Genomic DNA, 26706 nt, shown 5'->3' with positions numbered 1-26706 from the left:
TATTAAAGAAATATTTAAAATCTATTTACAACTATATTTAATATCCTCTTCTTAAAACTTTATCCATATCAGATTTAATCATAATCTTAACAAGATCTTCAAACTTTGTTTTAGCTTTCCAGCCAAGAAGTTTTTTTGCCTTTGCTGGATCACCAATTAGTAACTCAACTTCTGTTGGGCGATAGTAATTTGGATCGACTGTTACTACTATATTACCCTTTTTAAGATTAGTTGCAAAATCAAATTTATACAATTCAGAATTCTTATTATGGTTTATTAGTGATTTAGCTTTTTCAAAATCTATCTTACTGACAACTCCTTTTTCATTTATGCCTTTACCTTTCCATTCAAGATCAACACCAAGATGTTTGAAGGATAATTCAACAAATTCTTTTACAGTATTTGTTTGGCCAGTTGCTAAAACAAAATCTTCTGCTTTTTTGTATTGAAGTATTCTCCACATCCCTTCGCAATATTCCGGTGCGTAACCCCAATCACGCTTAGCTTCAAGATTTCCAAGTGAAAGATTAGATTGTAACCCTGCTGCAATACGGCTTGCTGCTCGCGTTATTTTTCTTGTTACAAATGTTTCGCCGCGTTTTGGTGATTCGTGGTTAAATAAAATTCCATTACATGCAAAAAGATCATAAGCTTCGCGATAGTTTACAATTATCCAAAACCCATAAAGTTTTGCGACACCATATGGTGAGCGTGGATAGAAGGGTGTTTTTTCATTTTGCGGAACTTCTTGTACCTTACCAAAAAGTTCTGATGTTGACGCCTGATAAAATTTAACTTTTCTTAATCCAACTTCTCTGATTGCATCTAAAAATCTTAACGTTCCAAGAGCATCAACCTGTGCAGTATAATCAGGAACCTCAAACGACACTTTTACGTGACTTTGTGCAGCAAGATTATAAATCTCATCAGGTTGAATTTTTTCCAATAGACGATTTAGGTTGCTTGTATCTACAAGATCACCATAATGAAGAAATAATTTTTTATTCAATATTTCTTTATTTTCATAGAGATGGTCAATTCTTCCCGTGTTAAAGGAGCTGCTTCTTCTTATTATTCCATGAACTTCATAGCCTTTTTCAAGAAGTATTTCGGTTAAGTAGCTGCCGTCTTGTCCGGTTATACCTGTAATAAGTGCACGTTTCATTTTGTTTCCTCAAAATATTTTTGCTTAAAGAATTCATAAGATTTTATGATCCCATCTTTTAGCTCGGTTTTATATTTCCAGCCAAGTGAATTTAGCCTTTTAACATCCATTAGCTTCCGCGGGGTTCCATCCGGTTTAGTGGAATCATATTCAATCTTACCTTCATATTCAACAATATCAGAAATCATTTTTGCTAAATCCGAAATTGTTATATCTTTTCCTGATCCAACATTTAAATGTGTAATTCCATTTTCATACAAATCCTTAGCCTCAATGCTTTCCATCATAAAAACGATTGCGTTTGCAAGGTCTTCGACATACATAAATTCACGAAATGGTTTTCCTGTTCCCCAAATAGTAACAGAATCTTTTTCTTCAACTTTTGCTTCGTGAAATTTTCTAATCAATGCCGGAAGCACATGCGATGTTTCTAGATTAAAATTATCATTCGGTCCATATAGATTAGTCGGCATTGCAGAAATATAATTACAGCCGTATTGTCTGTAATAACTTTCACACATTTTAATTCCGGCTATCTTGGCAATTGCATAGGGTTCATTTGTAAACTCTAGAACATCTGTTAACAGGTATTCTTCTTTCAGTGGTTGTGGTGCAAGTTTAGGGTAAATGCAAGAGCTTCCAAGAAAAACAACTTTTTCAACTTTATTCAAATATGCGGTATGGATGAGATTTGCCTCAATCATTAAATTATCATAAAGAAATTCCGCGCGGTAAGTATTGTTAGCAAGAATTCCTCCAACTTTTGCAGCAGCTATAATTACAAGCTCAGGTCTTGTATCAGAAAAGAATTTTTGTACTGCTGATTGATTTCTTAAATCAAGTTCTGCAAGTTCTTGATGGATAATATTTTTATATCCTTCTTTTTGAAGTTCTCTTAAAATTGCAGAGCCAACCATACCAGTATGACCGGCGAGATATATTCTTTTAGTTTTTAAATCATTCATTAAAAATTATAATCCATAATAAATAGAAAAATAAAATTCATTTAATCTTGTATCAACAAAAGTTAAATCATCTTGTTGTATTGAAGAATTAGTAGTTTGAAAACTTAACTTGGCAAACAACTCGTGAGTATATTCATATTTTACTTCAGCACCCAGATAAGAATAATTTTTTCTTAATCCAAATAAAAATGGTGGCTGTGGTTGAATATTATATTGCTGTTGTACATTACCATCTTCACCTTTACGAATGTATTGTCCCCAAACTTTAGCTTGTAATCCTCGCATTACTCGGTAATTTAATGATGCATATATCTGATCTGCATTATGCCCCATCCAGTGACCGAGAATATAATTATCACTTCTATAATCTTTTGTTTGAATATAGTGATGATAAACAAATGGATAAATTTTTGTGTATTCAATAGTTGTTGTAAGATTTTCAATTGGTAAATCCGTAACCGAACCGCCAAGTGTAAAGCCAAGTTGATTTCTTTGTTTGTACGAATCGAATAAACCACTTAATGTAAGCTCATCTATGAACAATGTTCCATATAAATGAGTGTTTTTTATATGGCCTTTAGAGCTGGCTGCAAAAAAGAACTGTGCATTTCCACCAGCGGCATTTGTTTGGTTGCTAAGCTGATGATCTGCTAAACGAAAGAACATGATTGGTATCAAGTATAAAAATTCTAGTTTATCATCATAAATAATCGATTCCCCCACGGATAAATCTAATCCTGAAGTAGGTGTTACAATTATGGAATGCTCCGCAATAAATTTATCTTTAAATGAAAAACTAATTGTTCCAGCGGTGTTGTAGAAAAATGTATTAGAATCAGGTACATCTGAGGAAAGCCAACCATGCATATAGTTAAATCTAAGCCAATCGGCTGGTTTGATATCTAGTTTAATAAATCCATAAGAAGGTGGCTTTTGAGAAAGAATTAGTAATCCGCTTTCACCATAACCCCATTCATTAAAACCTTTTCCAACTGAAAAGGAACCCCAGTTCCAATCTGTGGCAAGTACTGCATTTATTTCGCTGTACTCAGTTTTGTTTTCAGAATAGTTAAGAATATTACTGTTAGTCCGACCTTCAACTCCTGTAACCGGTGTAAATGTTTTATACTTATCTAATGTTTTTCCTGATTCAGTGTTATCTCTAAAATCAAAACTAAAACCGAGATATTTGTCAATATATCCATAAGTGTAAACACCGTTCCAAACGTGAGTTAATTTTTCATTATCACGTGAGCCGATTTTCATTCCTAAAATTGGACTTAAATTAATCCTGAAAAGTTTATCGCTAAAACTAAAAAGTCTTAATCTTTCACCAGGATCGTACCCGGCAATAGTTAGCTGTCTTGAATCAATTTTGTTGTTGTTTATGATATCAAACTCGAAAAAAAAATCTTTACGATAAAATTCTAGTTCATCCATTTCTAAATCTGTAAGTTTGGTGGATTTTTCAGAAACTTCTAAAAGTTTTTCTGCAATATATTTTCTGCTTACGGGTCTAATTTGATCATCAAACACAATTATGGATTTTTGACTTAGTCTTGCAAGAAACGAATAAACATCTCTGTGCAATGGCTCGTAAACCACCTGTGCAAAGGCTAAATAGTTTAGAGCCAAAAACAGAAATATTTTTTTTAACATCATTTCTCTTATTGATTAAAGAATTTTTTAAATGTTTCAACAACATAAAATAATTGATCATCGTGCAACTCGGGATAGATTGGAAGCGCAAGCGATTTATCTGCAGAAAATTCTGAGATTGGGAAATCGCCTTTTTTGTGCCCAAGTTCTTTAAAGCATTCTTGCAAATGGAAAGGAACTGGATAATATATTTCTGTTCCAATTTCATTTTTAGTTAAAAATTCTCTCAGCTCATCTCGTTTATCAACACGAACGATATATTGATTATAAATATGATAATTCTTTATTCCTGATTTTTCATAAACAGCTTTTGGGAGAAGCACTTTATTATTAGAATCAAATTTAATTTTTCCTGTTTCCTCAGCTAAGCCTGCCTTAATAAAAAGTTCTGTATAACGATTTGCGTTGTGTCTTCTTTTCTCGGACCATTTATCTAAATGCGGGAGTTTAACTCTAAGCACTGCAGCTTGCAAAGCATCAATTCTAAAATTGCCACCAATAACTTTGTGATAATATTTTGGTTCGCCGCCGTGTACTCTTTTTATGGTAAGAGTTTTTGCAAGTGAATCGTTGTTTGTTGTCACCAATCCACCATCTCCATAGCAACCAAGATTTTTACTAGGAAAAAATGAAAAGCATCCAATATCTCCGATTGTTCCAACAAAACGACCATCCTTATATTGTGTTCCTATAGCTTGTGCAGCATCTTCAATTACAATTATGTTGTGTGCTTTTGCAATTTTGATAATCTGATCTAAATCTGCACTTTGGCCATAAAGATGAACAGGAACAACGGCTTTGGTTTTGGAAGTGATTTTCTTTTCAAAATCTTCTGGATCCATATTAAAAGTGATGGGATCATTTTCAATTAATACAGGCTTAGCGTTCAATCTAGATACAACTCCGGCAGTTGCAAAGAACGAATAGGTTGGAACAATAACTTCATCACCGGGCTTTATATCAATTGCCATCAAAGCTAATAAAAGTGCATCTGTACCGGATGAAACGCCTAATGCGTGTTTACATCCAAGATAATCACAAAATTCTTTTTCCATTGCTGTAACTTCAGGACCAAGAATAAAATATTGAGATTCTGCAACTTTAATTACTGCTTCATCAAGTTCTTTTTTTAATGCTTGATATTGTGGTTTAAGATCTAATAACGGTACGCGCATTTTATTTCCTTTTTGATATAAAATTAATATGTAAAATCTTTTTTGATGTCTTTTAAATTTAGGGCAATCAAGTCTTTTTCAGATACAATTGGATTTTTTACTTTCCAATCAATGTTCAAATCCGGATCATTAAATAATATTGCTCGCTCATGTTCTTTACTATAAAGCGCTGTGCACTTATAAGAAAAAATTGCTTCATCGGATAGAACGGAAAATCCGTGTGCAAATCCCGGTGGAATCCAAAGCTGAGCATGATTTTCTTCGGATAGTTCGGATGAAAAATATTTTCCAAATGTTGGCGAACCAAAACGAATATCAACAGCCACATCTAAGACTTTGCCATAAACTACCTTACACAATTTACCCTGTGCGTTTTCACCAATCTGGTAATGTAAGCCTCTAACTGTATTTTTTTTTGATTTAGAAATATTATCTTGCACAAAACAAAAATCTATTCCGGCTTTTTGATAATTGACATCATTAAAACTCTCAAAAAAATAGCCTCGTTCATCACCAAAAACTTTTGGTTTGATAATAAGTAAACCATCAAATTCGGTTTTAATTACTTCCAAATGGTTATCCTTCTTTCAATATTTTTTCAAGATAATCACGATATAAAGATTTAGGAATTGAGTTAACCAACTCTAAAAATTGATCTTTATTAATAAATCCTTTGTGATAAGCAATCTCTTCGATGCAAGCCACTTTTAGCCCTTGTCTGTCTTCAATTACTCCAAAAAAGTTTGATGCCTGAAGTAAAGCTTCAGGTGTTCCGGTATCAAGCCATGCAATTCCGCGTCCAATCTTTTCCACTCTAAGCTGCTTACGATTTAAATATTCTTTGTTTACATCGGTAATCTCTAGCTCACCGCGAACAGATGGCTTAAGATTTTTGGAGATGTTGATAACTTCATTATTAAAAATATAAAGACCGGGAACAGCGTAATGTGATTTAGGATTTTTAGGCTTTTCTTCAATCGAAATCGCGCTTCCATCTTTACTAAATTCTACTATTCCATATCGTTCTGGGTCATTGACTTGATAACCAAAAATAGTTGCACCAACGTTTTTCTGAATACCTTCATAAAAGAATGTCAAATCACCGTAAAAAATGTTATCACCTAAAACTAAACAGACATCATCATTGCCAATAAATTCTTCTCCGATAATAAATGCTTCCGCAATTCCATTAGGCGAAGGCTGAACCGCATATTGAATATTCATCCCTATAGTGCTTCCGTGGTTAAACAAATGTTTGTACATCGGAATGGTTTCTTCGTTGGAGATAATGAGTACATCTTTAATTCCGCCAAGCATTAAAATAGAAAGGGGGTAATAGATTAATGGTTTATCATAAATTAAAGCTAGTTGTTTGCTATAAACTTTAGTGATGGGGTAAAGCCTTGAACCCGAGCCGCCGGCCAAAATAATTCCTTTAGTATTCTTTTTTGCATCCACTTAATTACGCTTTATAATTATTAATAATGATGTAAATATAAAAATAATACTCTAATCAATCCTGATATTTTGGCAAGAAATGATGCAAGTTTTGCTTAAAAAAGCAATTTAGAGTAGAGTTCCGCCTAAAACTAAAAGAGCTACGCTAAAATAGATTATTAATCCGGTCACATCCACAACGGTAGCAACTAAAGGCGCTGATGAGGTTGCAGGATCTGCACCCAATCTTTTCAAAATAAACGGAAGCATTGAACCCGTTAGTGTGCCCCAAAGTACAATTCCAATTAAAGAAAAGCCAACTGTTAAACCTATTAAAAACCAATGGGGCGCAATTGCAGGTGTAAAATTGGAAAGCACAGCAACCTGAATAAATCCAATTGACCCTAAAATGAACCCAAGCATTGATCCGGAAAAAATTTCTCTTTTCATAATGTGCCACCAGTCAATTAGAGTAATTTCACCAAGTGCCATTGCACGCACTACAAGTGTAGCTGCTTGAGAACCGGAATTTCCACCGCTTGAAATTATTAATGGAACAAAAATGGCGAGTGCTGCAACTTTTGCTATTTCCTCTTCAAAAAATCCCATTGCTAAAGCGGTCAAAAATTCACCCAACAATAATAGAGAAAGCCACGGTGCTCTTTTTTTAACCATTTGGCGTATTGATATTTCAGCATATGGTTCTTCTAAAACCTCAATAGCAGCTTGCTTTTGAATATCTTCTGTGGTCTCTTCTTCAGCTACATCAAATACGTCATCAACCGTTACAATTCCAATTAGCATTCCCGCACGATCGACAACTGGCAAAGCAACTCTATCATATTTCTTAAATGCCTCAACCGCAGTTTCCTGATCATCAAAAACATGCAATCCAACAAAGTTTTCGTCCATCAGATCTGCAACGGTAGAATCTAATGGTGCTAAAAGAAAATCTTTTATTCTAACGTCATCGATTAATTTACCCTTATCATCAACAACATAAATAATGTTTAGTGTTTCTTTGTTTTTTCCATGCTCACGAATGTAATCCAGCGTTTGTTGCGTTGTAAATGAAGGTTGAATGGCTATGTAGTCCGGGGTCATTAACCTTCCAACAGAATTTTCCGGATAGCCTAATAGCGTAACAGCCGTTTTTCTTTCGTCCGGGGAAAGTAACTGAATTAATTGTTTTGCAGCAGTTGATGGCAGTTCTTCAAATAAAGCAGTACGATCATCAGGATCCATTTCATTTAGAATAACTGCCGTTTCTTCCCTTCCCATTGATTTTAGGAGTTCCATCTGAGTATCAAAATCCATATACTCAAAAGTATCGGCAGCTAATTCTTTTGAAAGTAGACGGAAAATAATTACACGTTCTTTTTCTGAAAGATCTATGAGAAGTTCGGCAATATCGGCGGGAGTCCAATCAGTAAGAATTTCCTTTAAGACACCGAGTTGTCTCTCTTCAATAAGAGACTTGATTTCTGGTTGTAACAATCGACTAAGCATCTGAAAATCCTTATTTTAGGAACAACAATCTTGTTTACATTTTTTGTTTTTGTTTTAATTCATTGGCTTGCAAAAAATAATTGTATTATGTTCAAATCACAATCAAAAATTTAGTTATTACAATCTAGATATGCTATCATGTTGCAATTAATTGTTGATGAAAATATTACCTTTGCGCAAAAAGCATTTAACCAATTTGGAGATGTAACACTTCTATCTGGGCGTGATATTACAAACAAGGTTTTAAGCAATGCGGATATTCTAATTGTGCGTTCAATTACGAAAGTAAATGAAGAATTGCTCAAAAATACAAAAGTTAAATTTGTTGGAACCGCTACAATTGGAACAGATCACATTGATTTAGACTATCTTAAAAAAAAGAAGATTGCTTTTGCAGATGCGAAAGGTTGTAATGCTTTTTCAGTTGCAGAATATGTTGTAACTGCTTTATTAAATCTTTCGGTTAGATTTGATTTTAAACTTAGTGGTAAATCGATAGGAGTTGTTGGTGCTGGAAATGTTGGAAGTAAAGTTGCAGGCTTTGCTAAAGCACTTGGAATGAATGTTTTACTTAACGATCCACCGTTAAAACGAAATGGCGACAAACGAAGTTTTGTAAGTTTGGATGAGATTCTTTCTGCCGATATAATTACACTGCACACACCTTTAAATCTCAATGGCGTTGATAAGACCTTTCATCTTTTTGATAAAAGATTATTAAACAGAGTTAAAGGTGAGACTGTTTTAATAAACTCTTCGCGTGGTGCTGTAATCAACAATAAAGATTTGCTTGATGTTATTAGTAAGAAGAAATTAAAAGTTGTTTTAGATGTTTGGGAAAATGAACCAAATATAAGTCCTGAACTTTTAGAGCAAACATTAATTGCAACGCCACATATTGCAGGTTATTCTTTAGAGGGAAAAATTAATGGTACAAAAATTATTTATGAATCATTGTGTAGGGTTTTAGGTTTAGAAAAATCATTTCATTTTGATTTAGAAAATCCGAGTGATTATTTAAAACATTTAAATGCATCAGAAAAAATAGAAATCAGTTTGAATTCTTTATTAAGCAGCATTTACAATATTAAAGGAGATGATTTACGAATACGGAAAATGACCAAAATGAATGGGGCTGAAAGAGTCCTCGAATTTGACTTACAGAGAAAAAATTACCCAACTCGAAGAGAGTTTAATAATTATAGCATTCGATTTGATAATTTAAAAGAAGAAAACACAAGTGTGCTTAAAAAGTTAAGATTTAATATAATCACTTAAATTTTTCATCTAGTTTAAACTCAATAGAAATTACCATTTGTACTTTCATTCTAATCCCTTTTTGCAGCCCCGGTTTAAAACGGGTGTAATAAACAGAAAGTCTCGCGTTCTCATCACATCCATAACCAATTCCTTCAACAACTTGAGATGAAGAAACTTCACCATTTTTTTCAATAAAAGCCTGAATTTTAACTGTACCTTCAATCTTATTTTCAATCGCTTCTTTTGGATAAACAAGTTTTTTGTATATCGTATTCATTCCGCCAATTGGCTCCGGCATAACTTCAACATTAGAATAATAGGCCGGATCGTCTTCCAAATTAGTTCTATCTTCTTCAGCAGGTGGAAGATTTAGATCATCTTTTGCATTCTTTTTTAGATCTTGCCGTTCCTTCCATTCAGCCAATAGTTTTTGATAATCTTCTTCGCGATACTCACCAACTAATAAAAACTCTTGTCCCTTTCGCAAACCATTTTCAAACATCACATCTTCAATAACATTTCCAGATGAATCATAATAGGTTGCTGGACCATCACGCCTTCCATCTTCAATACTGTAAAGTTCTTTTATTTTTCCATTTTCATAATAAGTTGTAACAGTACCAAACACTTTATCATTAACATAATTTCTTTTTTCTTTAATATTTCCATTTCCCCAATATAACAAAGTTTCACCTTGTCTTACATCTTTTTCATAAACCACCGCTGCTTCTAAATTTCCATTAGGGAAATAGGTTTTTACAGTATCAAGCTGCGAAAAAGTATTTAACGAAAATAAAATCAGAATTGAAAAAATAAACTTCATTTGAAACCAAACCTGACAAATTTTTTGTGGCAAAAGATAGTATTTAATTTTGAGTAATTAGAGGCATAATAAGAGTAGTAATAAAAAGAATTATTGCGATTCCCAAAAAGAAATACCCAACTTCGGCATCGTACTGAAGCATTCCAATTTCTCGCAGCAAATATTCCCAATCGTGATAAACTTTATTTCCCCCAAGTAAAGGAAGTCTTTTTGCCTGAGCATCCGCAGCGTAAACAGAAATGTTAATAAAATTTTGTCCGAGCCACAGCAGAGAAACTTGCATACCTGTTCGATATTCAGTTCTAAAAAAATAAAAGAAAATTATTAATGGAAGAATAATTTGCATTAAAGTTCCACCAAGGGTATAGATGTATTTTCCAAAGAACATAAAGAAAAAATGTCCCGCTTCGTGTATAACTAAATCGGCGTTATCAATTAGTCCATACTCTCCACGAGTTAAAACCCAATAAAGCGCAATTGGTAAAATAATAATTGATGGAATCCATTTTATAATTTCATTCCATTTGGTGTGTGGTTTCGCCTTTTTAAGGCTTTGCTCGATCTCTTTTTTTAATTCATCATCCATAAAATTGCTTAAATAAAAAATGATCTTTAACTTCGCAACGAAATTAACTAATCCAAACCCGTCGTTCAATCGTTTATAAATAAATAAAATGAAAGGTTACATTATGAGAAGAACTGTATCTATACTTACCATTATAATGATTTTTAGTGTTATTTCTTTTGCGCAAGATTTTAGAACCCCGCGACCAAGTCCGGATGCAACTGTTTCTCAATTTGTTGGAGTTACAAATATTACCATAGATTACAGTAGTCCAGCAGTGAAAGATAGGAAAATTTGGGGCGGACTCGTTCCATTTGGAGAAGTTTGGCGTACAGGAGCAAATGAAGCAACTACAATTACTTTTACTGACGCAGTAATCGTTGATGGGAATGAACTTGCATCTGGAACTTATGGGATCCACTGCATTCCAAATGCAAACGAGTGGGAAGTAATTTTTAGTAAAGATACTAAGATTGATGGAAGTTCTACGTTTGATCCAAAAAAAGAAGCGCTGCGAATAAAAGTTAAGCCTGAAGAACATCACTTTATGGAAAGAATGACTTTTCTGTTTACAGATGCCACCGAAACGTCTGTAAATGTAAGTTTAAATTGGGAAAAACTTCACGTTTCGTTTAAGGTAGATGTAAAAACACAAGATATAACTTTACAAAAAGCACGGGATGCTTTTAAATGGAACCAATTAATGGCTGGGGCAACTTATTGTTTGGATAAAAACATTAATATGGATGAAGGATTTAAATGGATTCAAGCATCAACTTTAATAAATGAAAATTATTGGAATAAAAGAATACTTGCACAATACTATTCTAAAATGAATAAAAAATCAGAAGCAATTGCAACTATGGAAAGTGCGGTTGAGCTTGGTAATAAAATGCCAAACGCTCCATTTGATTTTGATAGGATGAAACAGATGTTGGTGGATTGGAAAGTCAAGTAAAACGGATAAGGTTGAGTGTTAAATTCATCATTTAACACTCAACAAAATTTAAATATATTATAAGATAAATATTAATGGGAATTTATGATTTGCTCTTTAATAAATATCCCGTTTTTATAAATTTCTTCTTTAACTAAGACCCCATTTGACCCAAAAAACTTTTGAACGCCTATTTTTTTCCCCTGACTAAAATTTACAGAACTTTGAATACTGCCGTTTTCATAATACCAATTCCACTCTCCATCCTGTTTGTTATTGTGATGAGAACCTTCGGTATATAAATTTCCACTTTCATAATAAAACTTAGATAACCCCGATAGCTTGCCGTCAAAATAATAATTCTCGCTAATAATTTTATTGGGTTGCTGAAAATATGTTTTCCAAATTCCAGTTTTAAGTCCATCGCTGTAATTTCCTGATTCAAAAAAGTCATTCTCTTCGTAACTTGAATTAAAGTACCCTGTTCCATTTTTTACTGATTGATTGCCCTCAGAATCCCAAAAATTATTAATAAAATAATCACCGTTCTTATATTCCCCCTCTTGCTTCAAAGAATGATTTGAATAAAATGATTGCCACAATCCTACCCTATCACCATTAATAACTTTTCCTTTCTCAGAGTTTACACCATTAGGATGAAAAGAAACAAACAGTCCATTCCCATCTTTTACGATTTGCCTATTTTTATTATCCCAAGCAGCCAAAATTTTACTTTTATTCTCAGGTAAAAATTGCATTTGTGAAATTTGCTTTCCGGTGGTATACCAAAAATTCCATATGCCAGAGTATTCATTTTCTTTAAATTCTCCGCTTGAAATAAGCTTACCATTATTGTCCAAGAATTCCCAAATACCCTCTTTCATATCCCGAATTAATTTGCCTCTTTGTCTAATTTTTCCATCCTCATAAAAGTAAATCCAATCTCCATGTTGACGTCCTAAATAATATGATCCTGAGTCAGAAATATTATTATTTGCATAATATTGCGTCCATGTACCATGCTCAAGTCCATTTTTAAAAGAACCCTCCCTTATCAGTGAATTATCATCACTGAACCACTGCCATTTACCTTCTTCAATACCGTTATTAAAATTGGCAATTAATTGTACAGTACCATTCTCATAAAAATACTTCCATTTACCGTCAGGTATTCCATTTACAAACTCACCCTCTGAGAGTTTGTTGCCTGATTCATAAAAAAAAGTTTTAAATCCTGTAGCTCCTTGCGAAACATTATATACTAAGACCGTTATTACGATAAGGGAGACAATTGTCAACGGTAGTCTAAATTTTGCAAAAGGAGGGGTAAAATCTTCTTCCTCATCAATTGACTCAGGAATGGAACGGAAAGAAAATTTATATCCTTCATATGCAGCAAGTCCATAGAAAATCAAATCCATTGGCTGAAATGATTCTTTTATAATAATGGGGATATCTGATAGTTTCAAATATGTAAGAGTTTCAAAAAATCCTTGGTTATATTCATCCGCAGCAAATCCAACCTGACTTAGAAAATTCCCAAGCAAACAACCTAAGAGAGACAAAAGAAGGCCTGCATATCCAAATCTTTTATCTATCCCTGCACCAAAATATCTTACCCCAAGACCAACTATTAGCCCAACGCCAAGGGCCATATAACCTACCTGATATTTGGTTTTTAGAGTTATAAAAGCCCATAAAAATGCACAAATAATTGATACTAATGTTCCACCGGCTATAGCAAAGTTAAAATCTTGAAATGATCTTAGTTTGAATAATAAATCATTTGTAAACTTATTATTGATATTATACTCTTCCTCCCCTGAAATTTGGTCCTGAGATGCTAATTCATCTTTCTGAAAATTAAGGCATTGATCACTGAAGTCTGCAATCCTATTTGTGAGCTTGCAGATTATATCTTCGTTTAAATCCATACTGCGGTTTAAACAACTATTACAAAATTCTAATTGCTCCTCTCTTGTCATTTTTCACTCTCCCTGATTTTTAAAATAACTATTTGGAATGGATCTCTGACTTCTCCAAGATAAAAACTTTTAATTTAAAAAAGTTTTTTATTTAATTAAAACTTTACTAATTAGAATTAAAAAGTCAAGAAAGTGTTAATTAATAGTGCATTTTTAAAAAAAATAATAATTTTAATACGAAACTGTAAGCTATAGGTGTTAAAATCGATTATTAAAAACAAGTAATTTATTATCCATTGTAGTTTTTTCTTCTGTTGATACTACTTCTGCATTCATCGCTGCAGCAATATTCCTTTTCAATTTTGCAATCATGACAGCAAACTATAATTTTATCGCAAAGTACGTTGTGGCAGTTTATATGGTATGAAGTTGGCTTATTACAAAAATGGCAGGTTGCGGTATATTTTAATTCTTCTTTTGTGTTAGGTTCAAAAACTTTTCTCTCATCAAAAACAAACATTCCACCTTCCCAATAGGTATCCGGAAATTTTAGAATATAGTTTAGAATGCCGCCATCCATTTGATAAACATCTTTAAAACCTTGTTCGCGCATATAAGCCGAGGCTTTTTCACAACGTATTCCGCCGGTACAATAAGTTATTACAGTTTTGTCCTTAAACTCTTTTAATGATTCTACAACTTGCGGCCATTCCCTAAAATGTGTTACGTGTGGGGTAATCGCGTTTTTAAATTTACCAATTTTACTTTCATACCAATTTCTTGCGTCAACAATCACAAAATCTTTTTTGCTTTCATAAAAATTAAGTAGTTGTTCGGGAGTTAGTTTTGGTGCGGTGTTTTCAAGTTTAGTTTTTTTTAGACCGGAATTTACAATCTCATCTTTAACCCTAACGTGCATTTTACTGTATGCAATTTTATCTGTTATAGTTTCTTTAAACCAAACATCTTTAAAAAAAATAAAACTTGTTAAATGATTTTTATATTTTGTTATAACTTCTTCATCTCCAAAAACGGAACCATTAATTCCTTCAATTGCAAGATAAACTTTACCGCGAACACCATTGTCTAAACACCAATTTAGATGTTGTTTTGCAAGCTCGTCCGGATTTTTTACCTCCACATATTTATAAAACGATATTACTTTATAAGTGCTCATTTGCTTTGAAATTTGATATTATTTATGTTAAAGAAAATTTTAATCGGCTGAACAAACATAATCTTTTTTTACAATTAGTGGGCAGATAGTTTAACAGGTTCCTTAATACAGTGGTAGACGATATGTTAATTTAACGATGCGATTTAAATTCGGTTTTTGTTGTGGATTCTGAATCTAAAAAATTTAAATTATTATCAAAAGTAACGGAAAAAACAGAACCAATATTTTTTTCACTTTCAACTTTTATATCTGCTCGGTTAAGCTCGATATATTTTTTAACTAAAGCCAACCCCAATCCATTGCCTTCAAACTCTCTTTTATGTCCAACATCTTCTTGAGAAAAAGGCATAAACATTTTTTGTAGATACTCTTGACTCATTCCAATTCCGCTATCTCTTATTTCAATTTTCACTTTATAATCATCAAGGTTTTTAATATAAATTTCTACATATCCTTTAATAGTATATTTTACAGCATTATTAATAAGATTTTGAAATATTTGATTAACAGTGTACCTATCAGCAGTAATTAAACATTCTTGTTTTGGATGAACAAATTTAAGTTTCAACCCCTTATCATCACTTAAAGATTTAAACTCTTTTAACATCTTATTCAGGTCTTCAATTACATCAAACTTTTCAAAAGTTGGTTTGTAATTGCCGCTTTGAACTGAAGACATGCTTAGAATCATATCTATCGTTCTCTGTAATCTTCTTCCCGCACTTTTTACTGAATCTAAAATTATTTTAAGGTCTTCATCATCGCTGGAAATTTCATCAGCCAGCAGCGGAATTGATGTTAAAATAACATTAAGCGGAGTTCGTATCTCGTGAGACATTTGCGCAAGAAAAGCTGATTTAAGTCTATCAGATTCCTCTGCTTGATTAAGTGCACTAACTAATTCTAATTGAACCTGTTTTATTTGGGAAATATCTAAGACCTGCATTACATAATGTTTAACTGCACCTTTATCATCAAGTACTGAAACAGATTTAACAATTACATTAATTTCTTTACCTTCTTTTTTTAGAAGCTGTTTTTCTGTGTTTATATCTGCAACAGGGCTGTCATCCAAGTTTAATGTTTCTTCACTAAACCCTTCCAGATCATTTTTTTCGAACAAGTACTTAATCGGAATACCTATGACCTCATCCCGCTGAAATCCAATTGTATCGCAAAATGATTTATTTACGCTTGTAATTTTTCCCTCCGTAGAAATGATTACAATTCCTATCGGAGCATTTTGGAAAACAGTTCTAAATTGTTCTTCACTTTTCTGTAAAGATATTTCTGCTTTTTTTCTTTGATTTATTTCAAAATTTAGTTCAGCTATTTTGTCTTTAAATACATCACTTAATTTTTTATTCAATACTTCAACTTCGGCAGTTGATTTATCCAGCTCTGCAAGAACAAGTTTTACCCTATCTTCAATTATTCCTAGTTCATCTTTACGATTAGACCTAAACTTTGTTTGATCAACCGGAACGTGCGCAGAATCCAAAACCTTCAGGATCTTTGACAACGGACGGAATGATATTGAGCTTAAAAAGTATGTGAATAATATTCCCAACAAAAGAATTGAAAGGCTAAATAAAGCTGTTAGCAGTTTGCTTTTAAAGAGTTTCTGTGCATCATCGCCAGATCTAAATCCAACATAAATACTACCAGAAACATTGTTCGCTTTAATTGGTAATTTTACACGGTAAATAGATTCATCTTTAGAAATACCTTCACGCTCAGCTTTTGCAAGTATATATAAGTTTTTTTCTGCAACATCTAAGTTTAATGCATCTAGTAACTCACCGGATGAATTTTCAACAACTAAATATACTGCCCCATTTAATTCTAATATTTTTTCAATTGCTTCATAGTCAGAAAATTTTTTATCAATAAATATTTGAGGCGCTTGTGAAAAATAGTTTACAAATAAATCTGCTTTATATGTATATTTTTCATTTACCTGCTCCTCAAATTTATTAGTAAAATAAAAGAAGATAAATGCAGCAACCAGAATAAAGAATAAAGCAAACTGAATTGTTAGCTTCAATTGAAGTTTTTGTGAATGGGTCCTACTTCTTTTATTAAAATTCAGCATTCATTTATATTATTATTAAAAACTTCTATCTTTTAGCAATTTAAGTGCCGTGAATAAAAAGGAATAATAAATAGATTTTTTTTAAAAAATAACTATTCTCTAAGTATTATAGTGAGAAAATATGGAAAATATTGCATTAAAACTTAAAATATTAACGAAAATATTTATAGGGAAAACCTGTCTAAATAGGCAGTTAAATTAAATTTTCGTTCCGCACCATTACGATTCATATACCTGATTTTTCCATAAATAGGTCTTTCAAACCATGCCCGATCGTGAACCCCGCCAATTGACCACGCAATTCCCGTAAAACCATTTGGATCACGACCATCAAGTTCATATTTATCATTTAAATAAATTGCAATCTTCATCGCGTCTTCAGGTGATTTTGTCCATTCTAAAATTTTCTTTGCCCAATACATTCGCATATAACCATGCATTTTGCCTGTAGTGATTAAATCTTTTTGCGATGCATTCCATAAATCTTCATGAGTGTTTGCTTGTTCAAATTGTTTTAAAGTGTAAACAAATTCTCTTTCATCTTTTCGATGCTCATTTAATGATGTTTTGGCCCAATTGGGAAAACCATTAAATGAGTCATAATTTTTATTAAAGTAACAGAAGTTATCTGAAAGCTCTTTTCGAACAATTAACTCTTCCAAAAATGTTTTTTTGTATTCTTCATTACTGCTTACTCTTTCAGTTTCAAGTACAATACGCTGAGCAGATATTTGTCCAAAGTGTAAGTAAGGCGAAAAATTTGATTGTCCATCTTTTGTGGGATCATTTTTAAATTCATTATAAGTATCGAGTTTATTTTCAAGAAAATTTTGTAATGATTTTAACGCGGCAGTTTCTCCCGGTTGTATCCAGTCAACTTCTTTTACATCAAAGTTTATTTGCAATGATTTTTTAATTTTTATCCAATCTATTTTGTCAGATTGAATTTCAGTCCTATTCATTTTTTCTAAGACAGGATATTCATCCATAAATTCTAATAAAGCTTTGTGGATTTTAGGACGAATGGTATAAGCAGCAAATTCCATTTTATCAGAAACATACAGACAGGGTACAATATTGTGAGCATCAACTTCATAAAAGGGAATTGCTATTTTTTTTGCAACATCTCGTTTCCAAAGCCTTTTTATTTTTAATGGATCAAAGTCAGATACTAATATTGAAGCATTATTACTTTTAACAAACTTAGGAATTTCTTCTTCAGTTTTTCCGGTGAGTAAAAAGAAAGGAATGTTACAACTCGAAAGTTCTGCTTCAACTTCTTGCAAACCCTTTAACATAAAACCATATTGGCGAATTGTGGCTTCAAGAAAATCGGGTACAAGATTAAATACTATTACCAGTGGTTTTTTATTTTCAAAAGCTAACTTTTGTGAAAATAGCAAAGCCCAATTATCGTGTACTCGCTGATCACGACTCATCCAATAGACTATTGGTCCGTTTGTTTCATTCCCTTTTTGTAGTAAACGAACTCTTTTTTCGTTAATCATTAAATCAAATTTCTATTTCAATTCCTACCGGACAATGATCAGAACCCATTACATCCTTCAATATAAAAGCATCTTTTACTTTTTTCTTAAAATTATCAGATATAAAAAAGTAATCGATTCTCCAGCCAACATTTCTATCTCGTGCACGCGTTACTTGATCCCACCAGGAATATTGTTCCGGCTCGCTGTTAAACATTCTAAAGGTATCACGATAACCATGTGAGAAAAACTTGTCCATCCATTCTCTTTCGATGGGAAGAAAGCCGGACGTTTTTTCGTTTTCTTTTGGGCGGGCTAAATCAATCTCTTTGTGTGCAGTATTAACATCACCGCAAATAATTAATTTTTTGCCTTTGGATTTTAGATCCTCAGCATAATCAAGAAAAGCATCGTAAAAATCTAATTTGTATTTAAGACGTTCATCTCTTGCTTTGCCGTTTGGATAATAAACATTTATTAAAACAAAATTTTGATAATCTGCTATAATAATTCTACCTTCATCATCAAACTTTGGAATTCCAAAACCGTGTTCCACTTTTACAGGTTCTTGCTTTGTATAGATTGCAACTCCGCTGTAGCCTTTTTTAACGATCGATGAAGAAAAATAAGATTTGTATCCATTAATATTTAACAGTTCCTCCGAAAGTTGATCTGGATGGGCTTTTGTTTCCTGCAAACAAAGTATATCAGGACTATCTTTTAAAACCCAATCAATAAATCCCTTTTTCTGAGCTGCTCGAATACCATTAACATTCCAAGAAAGCAATCTGAATTTTTTCATAAAAACAATTCCTAAATATTTTTATAAAGCAAAATTTATTATTAAGCCCCAACTAATTGCACTTACTAATGTTAGGGCAAGTATTTTGGCTGAAGTTTTTAATTCTCCATCTTTAAATAAAACAATTGGTCCAAATCCTGCCCCGGAACTTAAGCCTGCTATTGTTGCCCCGAGTGATAATCCTGTGTGAAGAAATGCCTGTGCAATTGCAATTGATGCGGCACAATTTGGTATCAGCCCGAAAAACGCAACTGCAATTATTTCTATTATAGGATTAAAGTTTAATGTTTCAATCAATTCGGATGAATGAGTATAAAAAATTAAGAGAGAAATAGCAATTGTTATTGCAAAGACCCAAAAATAAATTCTTAGTGTACGTTTTAAACTATGGATAATAATTTCCATATAACGTGTTCTGTGCAGCTCAACATCAATTTGCACTGCGTGCGATGATTTAACTTCAGGGGCTTTTCCCTCATAAAAATTTTTTGAGATTAATAAATCAATAAGATATCCGGAAGTTACACCTATTAGCAATTTTAGACCCAGGATATAAAAGATGTATATTGCTTGCTCACGATTTGCTATCAGCACCGGCAATGCTTCATCAGATGTAGCAAGATATGTTGCAATTAATGTTCCGATTGAAACTTTACGTGATAAAAACAGAGATGTAACGAAAACCGACATTCCACATTCTGGAATTAAGCCAAGCAATGTGCCTGCAAGTGGACCCAGAGGACCCGAAATTTTAAGGAAAGAAATTAAATCCAGCTGCTTTGTATGCGAAAAATATTCCAATGCAAAATAAAGCGAAAATAGGATGGGGATCATTAAGTAGGTATCTGTAAAAGAACCTAAAATGATCTCAACAATATTTGAATGAGAATGTATGTGCATCAAAAGTATGTGTATTAATGAATGTGCAAAAATAAGAAAATCATTAATCAATCAGGTGATATGATACTTGCAGAAATTAATTAAATACTAATCGCCAAACTTGCGTTACAAAAAATGTAATTGTAAATCCCATTATAATTGGAAGAAGAGTAGAAATAACAGTCCACTTAACACTCTTTGTTTCTTTATAAATAGTATAAATAGTTGTTGAACAGGGATTATGAAGCAAGCTAAATATCATCAAATTAATACCCGTTAACATTGTCCACCCACCCGCCTGTAGAATTGAAGCTGTATCAGAAACAGAACTAAGTTCAAACATTACTCCGCTACCTGAGCCAATGTTCATAATACCTAAGTTTGCAACTGTTAGCATTAACACTGTTGGAATTACAATTTCATTTGCAGGAATAGCAATTATGTAAGCTAATAAAATGACTCCGTTTAGTCCAAAAATAAATGCAAACGGACCAGACCAACTTATAAAATGATTTGCAACAGACATGCCTCCGATTGAAATATTTGCAACAAGCCAAATAACCATTCCAGCCGGAATTGCAAAAACTATTGCGCGCCATAAAACAAAAACTGTTCTATCAATTAAAGAAGTATAAAGTGTTTGTAAAATTCTTGGTGGACGATATGGTGGTAGTTCCAGGCTAAAAGCAGAGGCTTCACCTTTTAGCAAACTTTTTGATAATCCCCAAGAAACCAATAAACTAAATGCTATCCCTATGATTGCGATAAAGACAACTGCACCGGCAGAAACAATTCCTGCAAGATAAGCAGGTGCTGCACCACCGATAAATATTGTGGCGATAAGTATTTGTGTGGGCCATCTTCCGTTACACAAAGAAAAATTGTTTGTTATAATTGCAATTAATCTTTCTCGCGGAGAATCAATTACTCGAGTCGCAACTACTCCCGCAGCGTTACATCCAAAACCCATTGCCATTGTAAGTGCTTGTCTTCCGTGTGCACCAACTCGTTTATAAAGCGGATCCATATTAAACGCAACTCGCGGCAAATATCCAAAATCCTCAAGCAAAGTATAGATTGGAAAAAATATTGCCATTGGAGGAAGCATTACACTTATTACCCAAGCCATCGCAAGATAAGCCCCGTCAATCAAAACTCCACTTAACCACCATGGCATAAATGAATCAGCGAATGTTTTTAGTGCAGGATGAAAAGAATCCACAAGCAAATTTGCTATTAAACCAGAGGGAACATTTGCACCTTCTATAGTTACCCAAAATATTACAGCAAGTATTAAAAACATTATCGGAAAACCGAGATACTTGCTAGTAAGTATTTTATCTAAAGTTCTATCTAAACTAAAGGCCGGTTTTTTATCCGGATAAATTACAGTTTTACTCGAAATAGCTGTAGCATTTTCGTAAATGGATTCCATTAAAGTATCGTGTAAATTTTCACCAACCTCCCATCGCAAATTATTTGCAGCAGCTAAAATTGATTCTCTTTTTAATTGTTTATCATCCATACGATATTTTTATTGTCAGCATTATTGAATCTTTACCACCATCTACCATAAAGATTATAATAAACCATATCAAACGCAAAGTCTATTTGATCAAGATCATCTTCTTTGTTCCAATATAGTCTCCAACTCTCAGTTGGTAGAAATAAACACCATTTGCTAGTTGCCGGCTGCCAATTGAAGACTGAAAATCTATTTCGTACGATCCTGCTAATCGATATTCATTAACTAAAGTAGCAACTTCATTTCCAATAATATCATAAATCTTTAACGTTTGCCAACTGCTTACTGGAGACTGCCAATTGATTTTTGTACTTGGGTTAAAAGGATTTGGATAATTCTGTTCTAATGAAAACTTAATAGGGATTGAAGCATCAATCTCAACTTCATCTGAATAAGAAAAAGTTCCATCAAAATCTAATTGCTTTAATCTGTAAAAAGTTTTTTGTTCAAGTGAACTCTCATCCATAAAATTATAATTATTAATTTCAGTAGTTGTTCCGTGTCCATTTACAAATCCAATCTTAGACCAATTTTTCTTATTGCCGATTGCGGATTGTTGATTGAATACTGCTTTTTCAATATCAAATCCAGCATTATTCAATTCACTTGCTGTCTGCCATTTTAATTCTGCTTTCCCATCAACAATAGAAGCTGTAAAGGAAATAAGTTCAACAGGAACAATTCCGTAAACTATTATTCCGATATCATCAATATACCAGCCATCCTGAACTTGTGATCCATCGGATTTTAACTCAAACTTTAGTTTAAATTGATTGGAGTTAAATCCTGTTAGACTAATTTCTTCTTTAACCCAGTTTGTTCTTACACCATCATAAAGAGGTTCGCCGTTTGGCTGGAAAGAACCTGTCCCAGGCTCAGTGTATAAACCTTGCAATGGAAACCATGTTGAGCCGTTATTTGTTGAAGCTTCCACCTGTCCGTAATCCCAGTTGCTTTCAATATCATACTTAGTCCAAAAAGTTAATCGCGGATTTGAATGATTGGTGAGATCAACAGCATTTTTAAGCATCATTGTTACAGTTGCGTTGTTTAAATAGTCACCTATTTTGCTGTCGGTAAATGAAGTTGGCGAACTATAAAATGTCGTGTTTGTTGCTTCCCATTTTTTAGTACTTGGGGTTGCTGTTATATCCCATAGTGTTAATGGATCGTTTGTTGTATCTGCAAAAACAAACATCGGAGTACCAAGTATAAAACTTATTGTATCCTGATTTACAACTGTGCCGCTAAAACTTGATGTAAGTAAAAGTTTAACTGTTACATCGGTTGGTGCGGTTGATAAAACATTAAAAGTTAATGGAGTTGTTAATGCTGCATTACTTCTAGCAGGAATGGAATCAAACTGTGCAGTATTTGCTGTTACATTTATATACGGACTAAGCGAACTTAGTTGTATTTGCAGATTATATGCAGTTGCAAGTCCAACATTTTTAAAAGTACTGTTCATTAAAACATTTTCACCTGGGTCTATAAACTCCTCGCTGTAGCCAGGATCAACTAACTGTGTGTACGCACCTGCAAGATATGTCTGATAAATCATAGTGCTTAAGTTCTGTTGAGCAATTGGAAAAATTTGACTCTGCAGCGGCCAAAAAGCATCTCCTATCTCAATGGTATAGCCATATGTCTTACCTTTTAAGGTTTGTTCACCAAACATCCAATCGCGTATACTGCCATTTGATGGATAGCCTAAAAGCTCTGAACCGGAACCATAAGCATAACCACTCTTAGAGGTAAGCAGAGAGGCAAATTCCCTGTATGCTAATGAGTCTGGTGTTTCTGCATCTATATATCCCCACGGATATAATATATATCCGCCATAAGTATGCATATTAAAATATGTTTTATAACTTCTTAAAGTTGCAAGATCTCTTATTGCCTGGCACTCAGGTTCAGAAAAAGCTGAAGGACCTCTGTATGTTTCACTACTTGGCGTCGGACTTGAACCGATGTTGTCGTATCCCCATTGGTAGCCAAAATTTCTATTCAGATCCACACCAAAACTTCCATCACCATTGTTTCTTCTGTTTTTTCTCCACATTCCACCACCAGAAGGATCAGTTGAACGATTATATTCATATCCATCTGGATTAAAACATGGCACACAATAGATTTCGCGATTATTAACTAGATAAGTAACCTCTGGATCTGTTCCATAGTTTTGAAGTAAGTACCACATATAATACATAAGTGTTGCCATTGATTGAGGCTCACGTGCATGAACAAGTGCATCAAAACCTACTGGTGGTTCACCTTCGTTTATTGTTGGATTATCTGAAATTTTTACCGCCCAAATTGTTCGTGATTGCTGACTTGTTCCAATCGAATATTTTTGTGTGATGATGTTTGGATACTGTGCATACATTGAATCTAAGTTAGCAGCAATTTCAGCAAGCGTGTAATAGCCGCCCATCGAACCGAAACCGAACCCATCCACATTAAAATTGTTTTTGCTTTCAGCTAAGTATATTTCTCTGTCGCTATCACTTGGTTTTGCCTGCTGGTTATAAAACGATTTCCAATCATCTATTAAAACCGTATAACTAAATCCTAATGAATTGATTTTATCTAAATCATCTTCGCTTACAAAGAAATTAAGATTATTACTTTTACTTAAACTTGAATGTTCAAGGTCAATTCCGTTTTGGGCTAGTATAATAAAATCATTTGGACTTGTGATTGGGATGCTTATTTGTTTGTAATTCTGTGCGGAAATTGTGATTGAGAAAACCAAAAACGTGATAGTAAAAAGAGATTTCATATAAGACCGCTCCTTAAGAAAAGTTGTACAACTAAAATAACCCTAAACTTTTAGAATTTCACCTTCAGATTTTGCAATAGTTACAGCACCGCAGCTATCACTCCAAACATTAACAGTGGTTCTGCACATATCAAGTAATGGATCAACTGCTAAAATTAATCCAACTCCTTCTAATGGTAATCCGACTGCTGTGAGAATTACAGAAATCATTACTAATCCTGCCATAGGAATTCCCGCTGCACCAATTGATGCAAGAAGTGCGGTAAAAACAACAATTGCTTGTGAAAGAATACTCATTTCAACTCCGTAAGCTTGAGCAATAAACATCGCTGCAACACATTCGTACAGTGCAGTTCCATCCATATTAATTGTAGCACCAAGCGGCAAAACAAAACTGGAAATTTTATTAGAGACACCTGCATTATTTTCTATTGCATCAATAGTAAGCGGAAGTGTTGCTGATGATGAACGAGTTGAAAATGCTGTTAACAATGGTGTTGATAACGCTTTAAAGTGCTTTAATGGATTTACTTTTCCAATTGTTCTAATTATTAACGGAAGAGTAATTGTTGCATGAATTATTAAACCTATAAGAACAGTTGAAACATATTTACCCATACTTCCGAGTACTTCACCAAGATTATCTCTTTGCTCGGCTATTACACCTACAACAATTCCAAGAATCCCGAGAGGAGTAAATAGAATTACAAAATGAGTAAGCTTCATCATTACTTCAAAGCCTGAGTTAAAAAAGGTTGTTAAAAAATCTTTATACTCCTTTTGAATTTGAGTAATAAAGTATCCAATCAGGATTGAAAAAAATATTACCGCAAGCATATCTGCAGAGGACAAGGCTTCAAAAATATTTGTAGGTACCATTCGCATAATTACATCACCAATATCACCTGAACTAGCAGCAAGTTGTGGTACTTCTTTTTTTAATCCAAGATCTGCACCAACGCCCGGTTGAATAAGATTTACAAAAAATAATCCTGTTATTATGGCAAACAAACTTGTTGAGATATAATAGGCAAATGTTTTTAATCCAAGTCGGCCAAGATTTTGTGCATCGCCAATGTTTGTTACACCAGAAATTATTGAGGTAAGTATTAAAGGAACAATTATCATTTGAAGGGCACGCAAAAAAAGTTTGCCCATCCACGTTACATACTTTGCATAGTCTGGAAAAGCTATTCCGAAAATGACTGCTACAATTAACGCAATTAATATCTGCCAGTGAAGTTTTATTTTAAGCATAAGTACTATTTATTTTTAAGATCCCGAGAGTATCATTATTTGATTGTCAGTCCCACTGCCATAGGCACCCCTTGGGGAGAAAGTGGGAATCCATTCCATTGTTAAAAAATTAGATTCCCGTTTACAAGGGAATGACATTTGAATTACTTATAATATATTTTTCAAAATTTCATCACAAACAGCATAACCCTTGGATGTAAGTTTTATCCAATTATTATCAATAGTTAAATGATGTTCATTCTTTAATAATTCAAAATATGAATTATTTTTTTTAATCCAATCATCAGAAAACTTATTTCTGTAATCATTAAGCTCTAAACCTGAACTGCGAAGGGCGAGCATAACATACTCTTCATGCATTTGTTCTTTAGATATAATTTCTGAATTCATAATTGCGTGATTGTTTAATTCGATTTCAGAAATATATTTTTTTAAACTTGAGTAATTCCACCAACGTTTACCATCCATAAATGAGTGTGAAGAGGTACCGAAACTTAAATAGTCTCTGTATCTCCAGTAAGCGTTATTGTGCACACACTCAAATCCCGGTTTTGTAAAGTTAGAAACTTCATATTGATAAAAACCTTTTGATAGAAGAAAATCGATTGTGGTTTCGTAAAGGTCTGCATCGTAATCTTCATCCTGCATTTTTACATCCCCATCTAAAACCATTTTATTTAGGATTGTGCCTCGTTCAAGAATCAAACTGTATGTGGAAATATGCTTTATAGGAAGCGCAACAGCAGTTTCAAGATTTTTAATCCATTTTTCTTTTGTTTGATTTGGAAGATTAAAAATTAAATCTACGCTTATATTTTCAAATCCAATATCTGCCGCATTATTAACTGTTTGGATTGCTGTTTGTTTATCGTGAATACGTGTTAAAAATTTTAATTCATCTTCATCAAAAGATTGAATACCAATACTAATTCTATTTATTCCGGCTTCTTTAAACTTTTTTAATTTTTCTATATCAACAGTGCCGGGATTTGTTTCAATTGTAATCTCAGCGTTATCATCAACAATAAAATATTTTTTTAGTTGATTGATAATATCCGAAAGATATTCGGGTTGCATTAAAGATGGTGTGCCGCCTCCGAAAAATATAGATGTAAAATTTCTATCAGAGAAGTAGAGTTTAGAATAGTACTCAATCTCTTTTTTAAGTGCATTTAGATATGCAGCAATATTATCTGTTGTGATGATAGAATAAAAATCACAGTAAATACATTTGTGATCACAAAAGGGTATATGAATATATAAAGCGCTGTCTTTCAATAAT

Annotated in this window: 21 protein-coding genes; 2 read left to right on the top strand and 19 right to left on the bottom strand. The window is 33.1% G+C overall.

The genetic code is table 11. The features are described 5' to 3' along the window. Positions 1 to 37: 37 nt before the first annotated feature. From gmd to mgtE, 7 genes are all read right to left on the bottom strand, one after another. Positions 38 to 1165, bottom strand: a complete 1128-nt coding sequence (gene gmd / locus IPJ23_17890) for a GDP-mannose 4,6-dehydratase (GenBank protein MBK7632529.1) — start codon at positions 1163 to 1165, stop codon at positions 38 to 40. Beyond that, the gene (locus tag IPJ23_17885) at positions 1162 to 2130 is read right to left on the bottom strand and encodes a GDP-L-fucose synthase (protein ID MBK7632528.1); all 969 of its coding nucleotides are present in this window, start codon (positions 2128 to 2130) and stop codon (positions 1162 to 1164) included. The genes gmd and IPJ23_17885 overlap by 4 nt, the downstream gene beginning before the upstream one ends. Positions 2131 to 2136: 6 nt before the next feature. Next, a complete protein-coding gene (locus tag IPJ23_17880) occupies positions 2137 to 3789 on the bottom strand; it encodes a hypothetical protein (protein MBK7632527.1) in 1653 nt (550 codons plus the stop codon). Positions 3790 to 3797: 8 nt separating this feature from the next. After that, complete coding sequence (locus tag IPJ23_17875) at positions 3798 to 4964, bottom strand: DegT/DnrJ/EryC1/StrS family aminotransferase (GenBank protein MBK7632526.1); 1167 nt, start codon at positions 4962 to 4964, stop codon at positions 3798 to 3800. 23 nt (positions 4965 to 4987) lie between these two features. Further along, positions 4988 to 5536, bottom strand: a complete 549-nt coding sequence (gene rfbC, locus IPJ23_17870) for a dTDP-4-dehydrorhamnose 3,5-epimerase (GenBank protein MBK7632525.1) — start codon at positions 5534 to 5536, stop codon at positions 4988 to 4990. A 4-nt stretch (positions 5537 to 5540) separates the two neighbouring features. Beyond that, on the bottom strand, positions 5541 to 6422 hold the full coding sequence (rfbA, locus tag IPJ23_17865) for a glucose-1-phosphate thymidylyltransferase RfbA (GenBank protein MBK7632524.1): 882 nt from the start codon (positions 6420 to 6422) through the stop codon (positions 5541 to 5543). 108 nt (positions 6423 to 6530) lie between these two features. Continuing rightward, positions 6531 to 7910 (bottom strand): magnesium transporter, encoded by a 1380-nt coding sequence (mgtE, locus tag IPJ23_17860; GenBank protein ID MBK7632523.1) that lies wholly within the window; start codon positions 7908 to 7910, stop codon positions 6531 to 6533. 138 nt (positions 7911 to 8048) lie between these two features. On the opposite strand from mgtE, the gene IPJ23_17855 reads away from it, so the two are divergent. Next, a complete protein-coding gene (locus IPJ23_17855) occupies positions 8049 to 9188 on the top strand; it encodes a 4-phosphoerythronate dehydrogenase (protein MBK7632522.1) in 1140 nt (379 codons plus the stop codon). Here IPJ23_17855 and IPJ23_17850 read toward each other — a convergent pair. Both IPJ23_17850 and IPJ23_17845 read right to left on the bottom strand, forming a co-directional pair. Then, positions 9181 to 9993 (bottom strand): TonB family protein, encoded by an 813-nt coding sequence (locus IPJ23_17850; GenBank protein ID MBK7632521.1) that lies wholly within the window; start codon positions 9991 to 9993, stop codon positions 9181 to 9183. The genes IPJ23_17855 and IPJ23_17850 overlap by 8 nt on opposite strands. Positions 9994 to 10036: 43 nt before the next feature. Beyond that, positions 10037 to 10579, bottom strand: a complete 543-nt coding sequence (locus IPJ23_17845) for a hypothetical protein (GenBank protein MBK7632520.1) — start codon at positions 10577 to 10579, stop codon at positions 10037 to 10039. A gap of 103 nt (positions 10580 to 10682) precedes the next feature. On the opposite strand from IPJ23_17845, the gene IPJ23_17840 reads away from it, so the two are divergent. Next, on the top strand, positions 10683 to 11516 hold the full coding sequence (locus IPJ23_17840) for a DUF2911 domain-containing protein (GenBank protein ID MBK7632519.1): 834 nt from the start codon (positions 10683 to 10685) through the stop codon (positions 11514 to 11516). Between the two features lie 71 nt (positions 11517 to 11587). Here the strand turns inward: IPJ23_17840 and IPJ23_17835 are convergent, their stop codons facing one another. The 10 genes from IPJ23_17835 to hemW form a co-directional block, all read right to left on the bottom strand. Continuing rightward, positions 11588 to 13429, bottom strand: coding sequence for a toxin-antitoxin system YwqK family antitoxin (locus IPJ23_17835; protein ID MBK7632518.1), 1842 nt, complete (start codon positions 13427 to 13429; stop codon positions 11588 to 11590). A 280-nt stretch (positions 13430 to 13709) separates the two neighbouring features. After that, complete coding sequence (locus tag IPJ23_17830; protein ID MBK7632517.1) at positions 13710 to 14597, bottom strand: rhodanese-related sulfurtransferase; 888 nt, start codon at positions 14595 to 14597, stop codon at positions 13710 to 13712. A gap of 130 nt (positions 14598 to 14727) precedes the next feature. After that, entirely contained in the window at positions 14728 to 16644 is a 1917-nt protein-coding gene (locus IPJ23_17825) for a PAS domain S-box protein (GenBank protein MBK7632516.1), read from the bottom strand. A gap of 212 nt (positions 16645 to 16856) precedes the next feature. Then, positions 16857 to 18200 (bottom strand): deoxyribodipyrimidine photo-lyase, encoded by a 1344-nt coding sequence (locus IPJ23_17820; GenBank protein MBK7632515.1) that lies wholly within the window; start codon positions 18198 to 18200, stop codon positions 16857 to 16859. Between the two features lie 4 nt (positions 18201 to 18204). Beyond that, positions 18205 to 18981 carry an exodeoxyribonuclease III gene (gene xth / locus IPJ23_17815; protein ID MBK7632514.1) on the bottom strand — a complete coding sequence of 259 codons (777 nt, stop codon included), beginning with the start codon at positions 18979 to 18981 and terminating at the stop codon, positions 18205 to 18207. Positions 18982 to 19002: 21 nt separating this feature from the next. Next, the gene (locus IPJ23_17810) at positions 19003 to 19881 is read right to left on the bottom strand and encodes an arsenic efflux protein (GenBank protein MBK7632513.1); all 879 of its coding nucleotides are present in this window, start codon (positions 19879 to 19881) and stop codon (positions 19003 to 19005) included. Between the two features lie 76 nt (positions 19882 to 19957). Further along, the gene (locus IPJ23_17805) at positions 19958 to 21385 is read right to left on the bottom strand and encodes a ferrous iron transporter B (protein ID MBK7632512.1); all 1428 of its coding nucleotides are present in this window, start codon (positions 21383 to 21385) and stop codon (positions 19958 to 19960) included. Positions 21386 to 21467: 82 nt separating this feature from the next. Next, positions 21468 to 24167: an immune inhibitor A gene (locus tag IPJ23_17800; GenBank protein ID MBK7632511.1), complete on the bottom strand. Its 2700-nt coding sequence runs from the start codon at positions 24165 to 24167 to the stop codon at positions 21468 to 21470. Positions 24168 to 24209: 42 nt separating this feature from the next. Next, positions 24210 to 25424: a dicarboxylate/amino acid:cation symporter gene (locus IPJ23_17795; GenBank protein MBK7632510.1), complete on the bottom strand. Its 1215-nt coding sequence runs from the start codon at positions 25422 to 25424 to the stop codon at positions 24210 to 24212. Between the two features lie 147 nt (positions 25425 to 25571). Continuing rightward, complete coding sequence (gene hemW, locus IPJ23_17790; GenBank protein ID MBK7632509.1) at positions 25572 to 26702, bottom strand: radical SAM family heme chaperone HemW; 1131 nt, start codon at positions 26700 to 26702, stop codon at positions 25572 to 25574. Positions 26703 to 26706 lie beyond the last annotated feature (4 nt).

It is taken from the genome of Ignavibacteriales bacterium (assembly GCA_016709765.1).
In the GTDB taxonomy this organism is placed as follows: Bacteria; Bacteroidota; Ignavibacteria; order Ignavibacteriales; family Ignavibacteriaceae; genus IGN3.
This window is presented reverse-complemented; position numbering and strand designations above follow the sequence as displayed.

Coding starts and splice junctions, on each gene's coding strand:
- gmd (MBK7632529.1), bottom strand. CDS start 1,165: ATGAAACGTGCACTTATTACAGGTATAACCGGACAAGACGGCAGCTAC.
- IPJ23_17885 (MBK7632528.1), bottom strand. CDS start 2,130: ATGAATGATTTAAAAACTAAAAGAATATATCTCGCCGGTCATACTGGT.
- IPJ23_17880 (MBK7632527.1), bottom strand. CDS start 3,789: ATGTTAAAAAAAATATTTCTGTTTTTGGCTCTAAACTATTTAGCCTTT.
- IPJ23_17875 (MBK7632526.1), bottom strand. CDS start 4,964: ATGCGCGTACCGTTATTAGATCTTAAACCACAATATCAAGCATTAAAA.
- mgtE (MBK7632523.1), bottom strand. CDS start 7,910: ATGCTTAGTCGATTGTTACAACCAGAAATCAAGTCTCTTATTGAAGAG.
- IPJ23_17855 (MBK7632522.1), top strand. CDS start 8,049: ATGTTGCAATTAATTGTTGATGAAAATATTACCTTTGCGCAAAAAGCA.
- IPJ23_17850 (MBK7632521.1), bottom strand. CDS start 9,993: ATGAAGTTTATTTTTTCAATTCTGATTTTATTTTCGTTAAATACTTTT.
- IPJ23_17845 (MBK7632520.1), bottom strand. CDS start 10,579: ATGGATGATGAATTAAAAAAAGAGATCGAGCAAAGCCTTAAAAAGGCG.
- IPJ23_17840 (MBK7632519.1), top strand. CDS start 10,683: ATGAGAAGAACTGTATCTATACTTACCATTATAATGATTTTTAGTGTT.
- IPJ23_17835 (MBK7632518.1), bottom strand. CDS start 13,429: ATGGATTTAAACGAAGATATAATCTGCAAGCTCACAAATAGGATTGCA.
- IPJ23_17830 (MBK7632517.1), bottom strand. CDS start 14,597: ATGAGCACTTATAAAGTAATATCGTTTTATAAATATGTGGAGGTAAAA.
- IPJ23_17820 (MBK7632515.1), bottom strand. CDS start 18,200: ATGATTAACGAAAAAAGAGTTCGTTTACTACAAAAAGGGAATGAAACA.
- xth (MBK7632514.1), bottom strand. CDS start 18,981: ATGAAAAAATTCAGATTGCTTTCTTGGAATGTTAATGGTATTCGAGCA.
- IPJ23_17810 (MBK7632513.1), bottom strand. CDS start 19,881: ATGCACATACATTCTCATTCAAATATTGTTGAGATCATTTTAGGTTCT.
- IPJ23_17805 (MBK7632512.1), bottom strand. CDS start 21,385: ATGGATGATAAACAATTAAAAAGAGAATCAATTTTAGCTGCTGCAAAT.
- IPJ23_17800 (MBK7632511.1), bottom strand. CDS start 24,167: ATGAAATCTCTTTTTACTATCACGTTTTTGGTTTTCTCAATCACAATT.
- IPJ23_17795 (MBK7632510.1), bottom strand. CDS start 25,424: ATGCTTAAAATAAAACTTCACTGGCAGATATTAATTGCGTTAATTGTA.